This is a genomic window from Runella sp. (assembly GCF_965279615.1).
GTDB lineage: Bacteria > Bacteroidota > Bacteroidia > Cytophagales > Spirosomataceae > Runella.
Genome location: NZ_OZ257252.1, coordinates 7580804 through 7595340, shown reverse-complemented (window position 1 = coordinate 7595340; position 14537 = coordinate 7580804). Strand labels below are relative to the sequence as shown.

At 43.1% G+C, this 14537-nt stretch carries 10 protein-coding genes; 6 read left to right on the top strand and 4 right to left on the bottom strand.

What is annotated here, in order from left to right:
* Nucleotides 1–169: 169 nt before the first annotated feature.
* The 4 genes from ACQY73_RS32190 to ACQY73_RS32175 form a co-directional block, all read right to left on the bottom strand.
* Complete coding sequence (locus tag ACQY73_RS32190) at nt 170–2470, bottom strand: FdhF/YdeP family oxidoreductase (protein WP_428658332.1); 2301 nt, start codon at nt 2468–2470, stop codon at nt 170–172.
* Between the two features lie 104 nt (nt 2471–2574).
* Entirely contained in the window at nt 2575–4020 is a 1446-nt protein-coding gene (sufB, locus tag ACQY73_RS32185) for a Fe-S cluster assembly protein SufB (RefSeq protein WP_428658330.1), read from the bottom strand.
* 282 nt (nt 4021–4302) lie between these two features.
* The gene (locus ACQY73_RS32180; protein WP_428658328.1) at nt 4303–6732 is read right to left on the bottom strand and encodes an outer membrane beta-barrel protein; all 2430 of its coding nucleotides are present in this window, start codon (nt 6730–6732) and stop codon (nt 4303–4305) included.
* Nucleotides 6733–6753: 21 nt separating this feature from the next.
* Complete coding sequence (locus ACQY73_RS32175) at nt 6754–7038, bottom strand: hypothetical protein (RefSeq protein WP_428658326.1); 285 nt, start codon at nt 7036–7038, stop codon at nt 6754–6756.
* Between ACQY73_RS32175 and ACQY73_RS32170 the strand changes: the two genes are divergently transcribed.
* The 6 genes from ACQY73_RS32170 to rodA all read left to right on the top strand — a co-directional run bounded on the left by ACQY73_RS32170 (nt 7030) and on the right by rodA (nt 14519).
* Nucleotides 7030–7995: a sensor histidine kinase gene (locus ACQY73_RS32170; RefSeq protein ID WP_428658324.1), complete on the top strand. Its 966-nt coding sequence runs from the start codon at nt 7030–7032 to the stop codon at nt 7993–7995. The genes ACQY73_RS32175 and ACQY73_RS32170 overlap by 9 nt on opposite strands.
* Nucleotides 7992–8717 carry a LytR/AlgR family response regulator transcription factor gene (locus ACQY73_RS32165; protein ID WP_428658322.1) on the top strand — a complete coding sequence of 242 codons (726 nt, stop codon included), beginning with the start codon at nt 7992–7994 and terminating at the stop codon, nt 8715–8717. The genes ACQY73_RS32170 and ACQY73_RS32165 overlap by 4 nt, the downstream gene beginning before the upstream one ends.
* A 357-nt stretch (nt 8718–9074) precedes the next feature.
* On the top strand, nt 9075–9866 hold the full coding sequence (locus ACQY73_RS32160) for a hypothetical protein (RefSeq protein ID WP_428658320.1): 792 nt from the start codon (nt 9075–9077) through the stop codon (nt 9864–9866).
* Between the two features lie 158 nt (nt 9867–10024).
* Complete coding sequence (locus ACQY73_RS32155; RefSeq protein WP_428658319.1) at nt 10025–11035, top strand: SMP-30/gluconolactonase/LRE family protein; 1011 nt, start codon at nt 10025–10027, stop codon at nt 11033–11035.
* A gap of 187 nt (nt 11036–11222) precedes the next feature.
* Nucleotides 11223–13139 (top strand): penicillin-binding protein 2, encoded by a 1917-nt coding sequence (gene mrdA, locus ACQY73_RS32150; protein WP_428658317.1) that lies wholly within the window; start codon nt 11223–11225, stop codon nt 13137–13139.
* Nucleotides 13140–13235: 96 nt separating this feature from the next.
* Nucleotides 13236–14519, top strand: a complete 1284-nt coding sequence (gene rodA, locus ACQY73_RS32145) for a rod shape-determining protein RodA (protein ID WP_428658315.1) — start codon at nt 13236–13238, stop codon at nt 14517–14519.
* Nucleotides 14520–14537 lie beyond the last annotated feature (18 nt).

Here is a 14537-nt window from a genome sequence, read left to right as displayed (position 1 = left end):
CTAAACGACCTCTCATCTTAACTCTCTGATAATCTGCACTATAACCGATTTTTAAAAACCTTAATGGATAAGTTTGGGAACGATTGGAATAAATGAACGCATCTCCTGAAAAAACAGCCGGCATAATTTTTGCCATCGCCATATCACCTCAAAAACCGCCTAAAAAAGGTTATAGAGCACTTTTTATTTGAATCACAACAGTTTTTGACGTAGGAGTCATACTTCGGTCGGCAAAACTGTTGATCGGAACTAAAGCGTTCGTTTCCGGGAAATAGGTGGCTACACATTTTTCGGGTATCAAGTAAGGTAAAATGATGAATTTAGTAGCAACTCGCTCTATTCCACCGAAATAATTATACAAATTTACAATCATTCCCGGTTTCCACTCTCCTTTTAGTATATCTTTTTCATTCATCAATACTACTCGACGTTCATTATATATACCACGATACCGATCATTAAGGCCATAAATGGTCGTATTGAATTGATCATGGCTCCGAATGGTCATCATTAAATACTCATTTTCGGCCAATTTCAGAGGAGAATAGCTATTAATTGTAAAGGTTGCTTTCCCGCTTTTTGTTTTAAAATTGCCCTCACGAGCCCCATTTGGCAAATAAAACCCTCCCGGTTTACGAACGCGTTCGTTATAATTTTCAAACCCGGGAATAGTTTTCTCAATGGCATTTCTAATGTTATCGTAATGCACTAAAAAACTATCCCAATCAATTGCAGATTCATTCCCTAATGTGGCTTTTGCCAATCGGTACACAATGTCAGGCTCACTCAGCAAAAATTCAGAAACAGGTTTCAATTTTCCTTTGGATTGATGGACAACGCCCATTGAGTTTTCAACACTGACAAATTGGGCTTCTCCCTGTTGCTCATCTGCATCGGTCCGCCCCAAACAAGGTAAGATCAATGCTTCCTCGCCTGTTACTAAATGGCTCCGGTTCAATTTGGTCGAAACATGCGCCGTTAGAGCACAGTTACGCAGTGCTTTTGCGGTATAAACCGTATCGGGGGTTGCCGAAAGAAAGTTTCCACCCATTGCAAAAAATACTCCTACTTTGCCTTCATGCATGGCTTTGATAGCCTCTACGGTATTGTATCCGTGCTTTCGGGGCGGCTTAAAACCAAATTGTTTTTCCAAGCTGTCCAAAAAAGCTTTAGGCGGCATTTCCCAAATCCCCATTGTCCGGTCTCCCTGCACGTTACTGTGTCCGCGTACGGGACAAGTACCCGCGCCGGGTTTTCCGATTGACCCTTTCACCAATAAAAGATTAACAACCTCACGAATGGTATCAACCGAATTTTTATGCTGTGTCAGGCCCATTGCCCAACACGCAATAATTTTTTTTGAATGAATGATCAATGTTGCCGCTTCCTGTACTTGAGCAACGGTTAAGCCACAATCATCGGCGAGTTGTTCAATCGTATATTTTTCTAAATCTTTAAGGAGTTCCTGAATTCCCGTTGTTTTTTCTTCAATAAATTTCCAATCAAAAACCTCGCCGGTTTTTAGTTCTGCCTCATGCATTAATTTTATAAATGCCTTAAAGAGAGGTATATCCCCATTGATACGTATCGGCAAGAATACATCCGAGAGGTTCGTTTTTGCTCCCAACAGCCCTCCCAAGGTCTGAGGATTACTGAAAGCTACCAACCCTGTTTCGTGCAATGGATTGATGGAAAGTATTTTAGCGCCGTTTTTTTTGGCCTTTTCTAACGCGGTGAGCATACGCGGGTGGTTGGTTCCGGGATTTTGACCGGCAATGATGATCAGATCGGCCAAATACAGGTCCTCCAATTTGACCGATCCTTTCCCGATCCCCAGCGTTTCGCTCAACGCCACTCCGCTCGACTCATGACACATGTTGGAGCAATCCGGAAGATTATTCGTTCCAAATTCCCGCACAAAAAGCTGATATAAAAAGGCTGCTTCGTTGCTCGTACGGCCCGAGGTATAAAATATTGCTTCATCAGGTGACGGAAGTCGGTTGAGGTGGCCGGCAATTAACGCAAAGGCATCCTCCCAAGCAATCGGTGCATAATGATCTGCCCCTTTTGGTTTGAACATGGGTTGTGCAATACGCCCCTGTTGGCTCAATTCAAAATCGCTCCATGTTCCCAATTCTGAAATAGAATGTTCAGCAAAAAACTCAGGAAGAAGGCGCTTAGTTGTGGCTTCTTCGGCCACGGCTTTGGCGCCGTTCTCGCAGTATTCGGCAATACGTGAACGTTCGTCATCGGGATCGGGCCAAGCACAGCTTGGGCAATCAAAACCGTCTTTTTGGTTCAGATTAAATAATGCCTTTGCTCCTCTCCCCACATTCATGGCTCCAAAAACGTGTTGAAAAGAACTAACGACGGCCGGCAAACCAACGGCTACTTCTTTTGGCTCGCCTGTTTTCAGCCCCGTTAGGGTTTCGGGCGTAAGTTCTGTGGGTAACGCTGTTTTCTTTTTCATCTTTTTACCAAAAATAAATGGTGACAGGAACTGTGCCCTGTCACCATTGTAAACGTCTTCTTAATTACGAATGTTTCAGCTATTTGCCCGCCATTGCGATTAAGTTATCCAACGGAACCTTCCAAGCTTATTTCCAGCAGTTTTTGGGCTTCTACCGCAAATTCCATCGGAAGCTGATTCAATACTTCTTTGGCATATCCGTTGACGATCAACGCCACCGCCTGTTCGGTTGGGATACCGCGTTGGTTGCAGTAAAACAACTGATCTTCCCCGATTTTTGACGTTGTAGCTTCGTGCTCAACGGTAGAGCTGGTGTTGTTTACTTCAATATATGGGAAGGTGTGCGCACCACAGGTATCACCCAACAGCAATGAATCGCATTGCGAGAAGTTACGGGCGTTTTCAGCACGCTTAAATACCTGAACCAAACCACGGTACGAATTTTGGCTTTTACCCGCCGAAATTCCTTTCGAAACAATACGGCTCTTGGTATTTTTGCCAATATGAATCATTTTGGTTCCCGTATCGGCCTGTTGCATGTTGTTGGTCAACGCCACCGAATAAAACTCCCCGATGGAGTTATCTCCTTTCAAAATAACCGAAGGATATTTCCAGGTAATGGCCGAACCCGTCTCTACCTGCGTCCACGAAATTTTTGAATTTGCGCCTTCGCAGATACCTCGCTTGGTTACAAAATTATAAATTCCACCTTTCCCTTCCTTATCACCGGGATACCAGTTTTGTACCGTGCTGTATTTTACTTCGGCGCGCTCATGAGCAACGATCTCGACCACTGCGGCGTGCAATTGGTTTTCGTCACGCATGGGAGCCGTACAGCCTTCCAAATAACTTACATACGAGCCTTCATCGGCGACGATCAGTGTACGCTCAAATTGACCCGTTCCTGAAGCATTGATTCGGAAATAAGTCGAAAGTTCCATCGGGCAACGAACGCCTTTAGGAATATAACAAAACGAACCGTCAGAAAAAACGGCAGCGTTGAGGGCCGAAAAATAGTTATCTTTGGCAGGCACAACAGAACCCATGTACTTACGTACCAATTCAGGATGGTCCTGAATGGCTTCGCTCATGGAGCAAAAAATGATGCCTTGTTTTTTGAGTTCTGTTTTAAACGTTGTTGCCACCGAAATAGAGTCAATGACCGCATCAACGGCTACACCCGACAATCGTTTTTGTTCATTTAATGAAATCCCCAAACGCTCAAAAGTTCGTCTTAATTCAGGATCTATCTCATCCAACGAGCCAACTTCTATTTTTTGCTTGGGAGCAGAATAATATTTAATTACTTGATAATCAATAGGTGTATAGTGAACATTCGGCCACGTTGGCTCGGTCATTCCTTGCCATAGACGAAATGCTTTCAAACGCCATTCAGTCATCCATTCAGGCTCCTGTTTTTTTGCCGAAATCCATCTGACGGTATCTTCAGTTAAACCGGGCGCTGCTTCATCGGCTTCGATGTCAGTTACGAAACCATATTTATATTCAGAATTGGTAATTTCTTCCAGGATATCTACCTCTTTGCTCATCGCGTTGTGTGCAGTTAATTCAATATTTTAACAACAAATGCGTACTTTCTGTTCTTATCGGGGTACAAATATCTTAAAAAAATCTAATATAAAGGTAAGAGAGTGGAGTGGAATAACACTTGATGAGCCTTTTACTTTTAAGTCTATAGGGTTTTGTTTGACCCCGGATGGGGTCAGACGTTTGTAGATAATAGCTTGATTTCTACAAACAGGTGACCCCAGCCGGGGTCAAACAATCGGCATATAACTCAGTTCAACTTTAACTGCTTTAAAACTCGGCACTTATTTTAATCTTTTGTCTTCCTCATTATCAGCACTATAATTTATTTTCTGCGTACTTTTCCCAAAACTCCTTGAATACGTCAGTTTGATGACTCGGTAAAAAGCCGTTTCGTCTCGCCAATTGGAGACGGTATTGATATTAAAAACGATGGGAGTCATGCCGCTGATATGGGTATGAACGCTGAACGATTTCAGGACGTCGGGCAGCGATAACTGAATCGTGCCTTTGTCATTTTTCAATTTTTTGGCAATGCCCAAATTCATGATACCAAAGCCTTTGATCGAATTGGTTCCTTCAAAAAAAGGAAAGTTTCGCCAACCGGAAAGCTCTATTTCAACGTTGCCGGGCAGTTGCAGACTTTGAGTGAAGTTAATGTTTTGAAATACAAAGGTTTTTTCGGTGGGTGTGAGACTATAAGAAACTTTGTAATCACGCAATGAAGTTGTACTGCCTACCGACAATTTCCACCAACTGAAAATTCGGCCCGAATAATTCAAAAAAAGGTTAATGCTTTTCTGAAAGTCCAGGTTTTGGGGCGACGAAATTCCAATATCCTTTGTCGCGTTGGAAGTGATTTGATAGCGCAGGATCGGATGCAGATCATATTGAAAAGAAAGCCCGGCGGTCAAGCCTTTTGTGGTAAAATCGGTCTTTAATACATCCGTAACGGTAGGTTTCAGCAATGGATTGCCCGAAAAAACAAAGGTTGGATCGTTATAAAACAAATTTGAGATCAAATCCGTATACGCAGGGCGACTGATACGACGGCTGTAATTAATGCTGAAATTTGACTTATCGTTAAGCGTATGAGTATAAAGGAGCGATGGAAAAAGGTTGGCAATGACGAACGCATCTTTGTATATGTTGATATCGCGCTGCCAATATTCGTAACGTACACCCACATGAAGGTTTGACTTTGGGGACACTAAAAACTTGAATTGCGAATAAGCCGCCGCTATTCGTTCCTGACTGTAAATGGAGCTTTGCGAGCGCGGATCGATTTGCCAAACATCGTTGACCTTTCGTTCTACCTTGCTGTCATTCACACTGTTAGAATAACTGCCCTTTATCCCAAATTCGGCACTTATCTTAGTGTTTAGTTGGATGTTATAATCTGTTTTAAATACACCTACCTGTATTTTCGAAACGCTTTCTCCCCGATTGCCAAAGGTAAAAATAGGGTTTTCCGGCACGATCTCGTTTTCTTCCCTATCAAAATAATTGGAATTGATGAGCGTAGGGCTGTTGTTGGAATAATTTATATAGCTTACATCGGCGCTCAACTGTGATCTTGCACTCGTTTTCTGCTTAAAATAGACCGATGAGATCGTATTTTGTTTTGTATTCAATCCGTCTGAAAAAGCGGTCATTTTTATAAAATCAGCGTTTTTCAGTTCATAGGTACCGCCGTTGTTCACCAAATTATGTGATCTTCCAAAAGAAAATAAAAATTCGCCGCCAATGGTCGTTTTGCGATTTGGTTGATAGTCTATGTTCACATTGACGTTATGCGTATTCTGAAACCGTCGCGACATTCCGTAAAATGTATTAAACGTTTCGCCCAACATAAAGGAAGCTCCGGCGGTACCTTCCCCCATAAATCCTGACCTGCTTACGTCGTGCAAAAAAGAATAAGACGTATAAAGATTCACTTTTTTAAAGCCCTGAGAAATCCCTAAAGAGGTAACCCCTTTTTCTCGAAAACCATAACCCGCAGTGGCTGAAAAATTGACTTTTGTTCCTTCATTTTCATTCTTTTTGAACACAATATTGATAATTCCCGCCCCGCCGTCAGCGTCGTATTGGGCGGTTGGAGAGGTAATGAGTTCTATTTTTTCAATGTTATCCGCCACCGTATTTTCAAGCAGCGTCATTAATTCTTCCATCGACATCGGCACTTTTCGGCCATTAAAAAGAATCGTCACGCCGCTTTGTCCGTTCAGGCTGAACTGATTATTCCGTCGGTCAGAAATGACACCCGGCAACCTTTCCAACACTTGCAGCGCATTGCTTCCTTTGGTCATGAGGCTGCTTTGAATATTGATCACTTTACCGACCGGCGTATTTTGAATCAATTCTTTTTTGGCCGAAACTACCACTTCGTTGAGGGAATTATTTTCCTCCAAAAGGCGCAGATCAGGCAGTTGAATGGACGGGTTCGTTGCCGTTAGTGTAAACGATCCGGACTGAAAGGTTTTATAACCGATACTTCTGACTTGCAGATAAAACGTTCCTTCCTTTGAATAATTAAGCAAAAATATTCCTTTTTCGTCGGTAGTAGTGCCTGCCGCAATGACGGAGTCTTGAGCAGTATAAAGTATCACATTGGCAAAGGGAAGCGGCTCGCCTTTGGTTGCAATTACTTTTCCGGTAATTTGGGCAAAGCTTTCCGATGCCGTAAATAGTGCCAAAAGAAACAGTATCCTCATTTTTTTGATTTTTTATTCAAATCAAATGAAGGATAACCATTGAAACTGAACGGATTGACAAGTTGCTGCTTCTAATTGACCATTGGCAGAAAACAGTATTTTTTTCCATTCATCAATTATTTTTAACACTACGTCAATCGCATATAAATCAAAAAGAAGGTCGGTGGTAATTTTCCCTGCTAAAATGGTGTGAGTACTATGCAAAAATGGTTTTTCAAATATAAACTTTACCATATCCCTTTCTGGATCGCCTATCATCTGCTTTGGATGATGATCAATATCGGCAATTTGAACGGTATGTTTCATTATCTTTTTGGGGGAAATCTGCCTATTAAATTTTATGGATACATTGTGTTTCAAGCCGCCGGCGCTTACTTCAATCTGTACTATCTGATTCCTAAGTTTTTGTACGTAGGCAAATACAAAACCTACATCGTCTTGGTCATTGCGACGGTTTTGGTAAGTTCGGCGTTCATTGTATGCGGTTATTACCTGAATGCTTATTTTTCAGACCTTACTTTTTTTCAATTGTTCAACAAACGCCCCGATCAATATTTTGTGCTGTTCACTACCGCTGCTTTGCCTTCTACGGCGGGCAGCATGACCTTGGCAATGAGCGTAAAACTGGCGAAAAACTGGCTCAATACGGAAAAGAAACGATTGACGTTGGAAAAAGATAATTTGGAGACAGAACTCAAATACCTCAAATCGCAGATAAATCCGCATTTTTTGTTCAATACCATCAATTCCATTTTCGTACTGATCCATAAAAATCCTGACTTGGCGTCGGAGTCGTTGGCTTCTTTTTCAGAAATGCTTAGGTATCAGCTCTATGAATGCAACGATCAGGAAATACCGCTTAGCAAGGAATTGCATTTTCTGGAAAATTTTATTGAATTGGAAACCCTTCGGCTCTACGAGAATCAAACCGAGCTGACCTTTGAGATCAATCATGCTTCGGCGCAAGACACTAACATTGCGCCGTTCATGTTGCTTCCTTTCGTAGAAAATGCCTTTAAGCATGTCTCAAAAGGTAAAACACAGAAGAATTTTATAAAGATGTATCTTACGGTAAAAAACAAAAGAACGCTTGAAATGAGCGTCGAAAACAGCAAAAATACCGAAAGCACGGCGGAAGCATCGGGCATCGGACTAAAAAATGTGGAACGTCGTCTGAATTTAATTTATCCCGACAAACATCGTTTAACGATTACGCCCAACTCAAAAACCTTTAAAATAGACCTGACCATTGATCTGAAATGAAATTAAAATGCGTGATCGTTGATGATGAACCATTGGCCAGCGAAGGTTTGGCCCAGTACATATCCGTGATCGATTACATGGACTTGGCAGCCATTGCTCAAAATCCTATAGAGCTCAACAAAGTACTTGAAAATGAACCTATTGACCTTATTTTTTTAGACATTCAAATGCCGTATATGACGGGCTTGGATTTCCTGAAAATCAAGACCAACCTTCCGATGGTCATCATCACAACGGCGTACCCGAATTATGCGTTGGAAGGATTTCAGTTTGACGTGGTTGATTATTTGCTGAAACCTATTACGTTCAATCGCTTTTTCAAAGCCGCTAACAAAGCCAAAGAGTTGCATCTGTTGAAAAATCAAAAGTCAGGAAATACAACCCAAGTTTCGGAACCCGATTATTTATTCATCAAATGTGAAAACAAGTACGAAAAAATACTGATCGACGAACTGTTATTTGTTCAAGCCCTGCAAAATTACGTGATCATTCATACCGTCAGAGGTAAATACATGACACTTTTGCCCCTAAAAACCGTTGAAGAATACCTCGACCCGAGTAAGTTTTTGAGGGTGCATAAGTCGTATCTGGTTGCTGTTTCAAAGATAGAAAGTGTCGATAACACAGAACTCGCCATCCAAACTCATCAAATTCCCATCAGTCGAAATCTTCGTGAGCAAGTGATCGAGGTTGTTGTTAAAAGTAAGTTGTTGAGTAAATGACCAGTGTTTGCTCCAAAAACCAATTTACATTATTTTGTTTGACGGCAGCGGCCGACCGCCCCATCCGGGGTCAAACAGCCTGCAAATAATTTCGACTAACTCTGAACAAATAAAGCCGACACTAAAGTGCATCGAAGATTTTTTATTAAAATTTTTCATTAAAAAAGCGACATCGCCTTTCTCTCTAATATTCAGGCAACTAACTCTGAATTTATTACCCACAAAACAGAACCCCTCGGCTGCTTCAACTGATTTTCTTTTTGCCCAATTCCAACCCTCTTTCCAACCGTCGCGTCACTTGCTTGAATTCGCGTCCTTGAATTCGCCATTATTAATCTTAAAAACAAGTAAACAGCAATGAAATCAATGCAAGTAAAAGGCTCAGCCAACGGAATGTGGCAACAAGTGGTAAGTCGCTCAAGATCAACTACTAAAAAAGTAATGTGGGGAGTTGGCGCCGTATTAACGTTAGGAATGGTAAGCTGCGACAAAACGGATGACGGCATCGGTCCGAACTTCAGTTATGTTGGCGATTTTAACAAAGGCACCGAAAATTGGGAGGCTGGAATTACGGATTATGGCACTGAGCAGGAATCCATCATGGAGTTTAGTTCAAAGATCGCGGCACTCCCCACCGACTCGCTCAAAAAAGGATTTATGCTCACGAGCAGCAACCGCAGCGACGACGCTTTTATGTACATGAAAAGAAAGCTGACGGGCTTAGAGCCTAACCAAACGTACACCATTAATTTTGAGGTACAATTGGCATCGCAATACCCCGAGACCGGCGTCGGAATCGGTGGTTCTCCCGGTGGTTCGGTATTTTTGAAAGCCGGTGCGGCCGGTACTGAACCTCAAAAAGTCAAAGACAGCACCAATGTCAATCACTGGGTATTGAATTGGGACAAAGGTTCTCAAAACAATTCAGGGAAAAACGCGATTTTGCTGGGTAATATCGGAATTGAAGGCAGCGACTACAAATACCGGATCATCAAACGCAACAATGACAAAACACCGTTTTCTGCCAAAACCAACGATAAAGGCGAATTGTGGATCTTGGTAGGGACAGATTCAGGGTTTGAAGGGGTAACCACGCTTTATTATACCCAAGTCAAAGTGGTATTGCTGAAAGCGACAGGTACCATTTAATTCGGAGATTTCAGGTTTTATTTCCACTAACAAACCCGCCAACGCGCATGCGTTGGCGGGTTTGTCATTTCAGGAAAAAAAGATAAAAGTGCCGGATACATTAAACCGGGTCGCAAATGAGCTTTCATAAACATCAAACCGCTAAACCTCTGTACTCTATGAAAATTGTGAAGTTCATTATTTGTGTTTTCCTTATTTGTCAGTCCCGGTCTTTTGCACAATCCGGTTTTCCCACGCTGGGCAAAATTATTCGGAATGATCCTCAGCTGGATGCTCTGATTGCACCGGATGCCAAATTGGAGGTATTGGCTTCCGGATTTACGTGGGCTGAGGGTCCGGTATGGATAAAGGAAGGAGGCTATTTGTTGTTTTCCGACGTTCCCCAAAATACTGTTTTCAAATGGAATGCTAAAGAAGGATTAACGTCGTTTTTGAAGCCTTCCGGTTTTACAGGTGTGGGCACTTACGGAGATGAACCGGGATCAAATGGCCTCACACTGAACCGACAGGGACATTTGGTTTCTGCCGAACACGGTGATCGCCGTATTTCGGTCATGCCGCTGTCGGGCGTTGGAAAACGTACCGTGGCCGATAATTATCAGGGAAAACGTTTTAACAGTCCAAACGACGTGGTACAGCACTCGAGCGGAGCTTATTATTTTACCGATCCGCCGTATGGAATGCCTAAAAAACACGAAGATCCCACCCGCGAAATTGATTGGTTTGGAGTATACCGTGCAGGAACCGACGGTAAAGTTACCTTATTGACCAAAGACATGACCCGCCCGAACGGCCTTGCTTTTTCGCCCGATGAAAAAATACTGTATGTAGCCCAATCCGATCCTGACAAAGCCATTATTATGGCATTCCCGGTACAGGCAGACGGTTCGGTTGGTCAGGGGAAAGTATTTTTTGACGCTACCTCAATGGTTAAACAAGGATTGCCGGGATTGCCTGACGGTCTCAAAGTTGATAGCAACGGAAACGTATGGAGTAGCGGGCCGGGCGGTATTTTGGTATTTTCTCCGGCCGGTAAACTGCTGGGAAGAATTGAGACCGGCGAAGCCACCGCCAATTGCGGTTGGGGTGACGACGGCTCGACACTTTACATCACGGCCGATATGTATTTATGTCGAATTAAGACCAAAGCAAAAGGGGCCGGATGGTAGAAAAAGCGACTAAAATAAGATTCGGAAAAAAGGAGAGCATGTCTCTCCTTTTTTTATTTAATAACTTGACTTTATGCTTGAAAATTAATTAAATCCCCCGAACTTTGCAGTAATTATATCTAAGTATAACCCTTCAATAACAGGTCTAAAAAAAGTTACACTTTACCATTTATAATTACCAAAGTAGATGTCAGAGAATAGAAAATTTTTTGTGTATGGATTGTTTGTGCTGGTAGGAACTATTTATCTGATACGCCTTCTGTATCTCCAAGTGCTTGATAATACGTACGAAACCGCCAGCAACTCTATTCGGGCGGTGCCTGATGTACCGATGCGCGGACAAGTGTATGACCGCTACGGTAATCTGATCGTTCATAATACATTGGTATATGATATATACGTAACTCCCAGTAAAATCAGAGTTGTAGATACCCTTGCGCTTTGCAATGCCCTGAGTATTACGCCTACTGCTTTTGACAGTTTAATGAAAATAGCCAAAGCGTATTCACGTTATCGTCCTTCGCTTTTTTTGCGCCAATTATCTAAACAGGATTTTGCCCGCGTTCAGGACGTATTGGTTGATTACCCGGGCTTTGAATACGTCAAAAGTTCGGTTCGTACGTACTCTGCTCCTGTTCTTGCCCATGCGCTCGGTTACGTAAGTGAAATTTCTCAAAAACAATTGGATGCCCAGGAATACCCTTACTATCGTCAGGGTGATCTGGTGGGGCAAAGCGGACTGGAAAAATACTACGAAGAATACCTGCGCGGGCAGCGAGGGGTCCATTACGTGATGCAGGATGTACACGGCGTATCTAAAGGTGCTTGGAAAGGCGGTGAATTGGATACCATCGCTCAGGCAGGGCAAAACCTATATACCAGCATTGATCTGGAAATTCAGCAATATGCCGATAGCCTCATGCAGGGCAAAGCCGGTGCCGTGATTGCCATTGAGCCCTCAACCGGTGAAGTGTTGGCCATTACTTCCGCACCAAGCTACGATCCTGCTTTGTTTGCTACGCGCGATTTTTCTAAAAATTACGCCAAATTAGCCCTTAATCCCTACCGCCCATTGCTTAACCGCGCCGTGATGGGCAACTATCGTCCCGGCTCCACCTTCAAAACGGTGCAGGCCTTGGTAGCCATGCAGGAAGGAGCCATTACCCCGGGAAGCATATTCAGTCACGCAGGCGCACCAATGAAGTGCCACAATCACGGTGGCCTGACGGGCGTTAACAGTGCCATTCAGTGGTCTTGTAATCCTTATTTTTATCACGTATTCCGGCGGATGATTTACGCTAACACTGAACGGAATACCTATAAAGCGTCGGCTATTGGCCTTAAAAAATGGCATGACTATACTGAGAAGTTTGGATTTGGTCACAAACTCGGCATTGACCTTCCCAGCGAAGCTATCGGAAAATTGCCCAACGTTGCTTTTTATGACAAATGGTACGGTGAAAATCGCTGGAAGTTTTCCAACATTTATTCACTCAGTATCGGTGAGGGCGAATTGTTGATCACTCCGTTGAAACTTGCCAACTTGGCGGCTACCATCGCCAATCGCGGTTGGTACATTGCTCCGCACTTGGTCAAAGGCGTTGGTAAAAACAATAATCCATTACCTGAGTTCAAGGAAAGACACGAAACGGGCGTCGACCGACGTTATTTTGACCCTGTTGTCAACGGAATGGAAATGGCGGTTGTGCGCGGTACGGTGTCACGCGGGGCGTTGATCCCTGATATTGTGATGTGCGGCAAAACCGGTACTTCGCAAAACAAAGTCGGTAAAGACCACTCTATTTTTATTGCTTTTGCGCCCAAAGAAAACCCTAAAATTGCCATTGCGGTATTGGTCGAAAATGCGGGTTTCGGTGGGTTTTATGCCGCTCCCGTTGCCTCTTTGGTCATCGAAAAATACCTCAAAAGGCACGTAGATCGCAAAGCATACGAACAGGAGTGGAAGAATAAGAATCTGATGCAGAACGTCATCATTCCGAAGTCGCAGCAACCTAAGCCCAAAGAAAAGCCGGCTCCTCCAAAACCCGAAGCAACCATTGTAAAACAGGAAAGAACACCTAACAAACTAACAGAAGCTCCCTAGTTCCTGCTTATCCGAGTATCTTTTGTCCGTTTTATTATTTGACGGATAACGATTTTACAAACAACCGGTAACGGATAAACGTATCCCTTCAAGAAAATGGCTCGTAACGAACATATTACCCAAAATATAGATTGGCTTACCGTATTGATTTATGCCGCCTGTGTCACGATAGGGCTTTTCAACGTCTATGCCGCAGTGTACAATCCGGAAGATCAAACCAAATTGTTTGACCTTTCCAACAGTGCCGGTCGGCAGTTGATGTTTATCAGTTCATCCGTTTTACTGATTATCGCGATTCTGGTCATTGACCATAAATTCTGGGAAGCGCTTGCTCCCATCATTTATGGATTTTCTATTTTTTTGCTTTTGGCCGTTTTGGTGGTTGGAAGTGAGATCAAAGGTTCTCATTCCTGGATAAAAATGGGATCGTTTTCGCTGCAACCTGCAGAATTTGCCAAAATTGGTACAGCATTGATGATTTCCAAATTCATTACCCAACCCAATGTCAACCTTAATAAATTTAAAGACCAGCTCTGGGTGGCAGGTATCATTATCGTGCCGATGCTGCTGATTGTGGTCTCAAAAGAAACCGGCTGCGCCCTGGTGTTTTCTTCTTTTATGATTGTATTGTATAGAGAAGGAATTCAGGGCATTTATCCGGCCATGCTGCTTATCGCCATTGTATTATTCATCCTTTCTCTGTTTTTTCCCATTTTGTATATTTGTTTGGGCCTAACTGCATTGGCAGCTATTGTTTACCGCTTCATTATTCCCCGTTATGACCGTAATAATAAGACGCTTATCAATTTGTCTTTGGTCTTCGGTATTATGATGCTGTTTGTGTCAAGTGTTGACTTTTTTACCAAACATGTGCTCCAACCACACCAACGAAAACGTATTGACGTACTGATTGACCCCAAAGCCGACCCAACCGGAAAAGGCTGGAACGTTATACAGTCAAAAATCGCCATAGGTTCCGGACGTTTGTGGGGAAAGGGGTTTCTGGACGGCACTCAAACCAAATTCAACTTCGTTCCCGAACAACATTCCGATTTCATTTTCTGTACCATTGGCGAAGAGCACGGCTTTGTGGGAAGTGCCGCTGTCGTGTTGCTGATTTTAGGGTTAATGTGTCGACTCATCTTTTTGGCCGAACGACAGCGAACGCGATTTGCCCGGGCTTACGGATACTGTGTAGCGGGCATTTTGTTTTTCCACTTTTTGGTCAACATTGGCATGACGATCGGCTTGATGGTCGTTATTGGAATTCCGTTGCCGTTCTTCAGCTACGGTGGGTCTTCGATGTGGGCTTTTACTATTTTGCTTTTTATTTTCCTTAAATTAGACGCCCAAAGGCCGTTTACATTGTCCAGAACCTAAGGCAACGTGAAGGGTTAA

Coding starts and splice junctions, on each gene's coding strand:
- ACQY73_RS32190 (WP_428658332.1), bottom strand. CDS start 2,470: ATGAAAAAGAAAACAGCGTTACCCACAGAACTTACGCCCGAAACCCTA.
- sufB (WP_428658330.1), bottom strand. CDS start 4,020: ATGAGCAAAGAGGTAGATATCCTGGAAGAAATTACCAATTCTGAATAT.
- ACQY73_RS32180 (WP_428658328.1), bottom strand. CDS start 6,732: ATGAGGATACTGTTTCTTTTGGCACTATTTACGGCATCGGAAAGCTTT.
- ACQY73_RS32170 (WP_428658324.1), top strand. CDS start 7,030: ATGTTTCATTATCTTTTTGGGGGAAATCTGCCTATTAAATTTTATGGA.
- ACQY73_RS32175 (WP_428658326.1), bottom strand. CDS start 7,038: ATGAAACATACCGTTCAAATTGCCGATATTGATCATCATCCAAAGCAG.
- ACQY73_RS32165 (WP_428658322.1), top strand. CDS start 7,992: ATGAAATTAAAATGCGTGATCGTTGATGATGAACCATTGGCCAGCGAA.
- ACQY73_RS32160 (WP_428658320.1), top strand. CDS start 9,075: ATGAAATCAATGCAAGTAAAAGGCTCAGCCAACGGAATGTGGCAACAA.
- ACQY73_RS32155 (WP_428658319.1), top strand. CDS start 10,025: ATGAAAATTGTGAAGTTCATTATTTGTGTTTTCCTTATTTGTCAGTCC.
- mrdA (WP_428658317.1), top strand. CDS start 11,223: ATGTCAGAGAATAGAAAATTTTTTGTGTATGGATTGTTTGTGCTGGTA.
- rodA (WP_428658315.1), top strand. CDS start 13,236: ATGGCTCGTAACGAACATATTACCCAAAATATAGATTGGCTTACCGTA.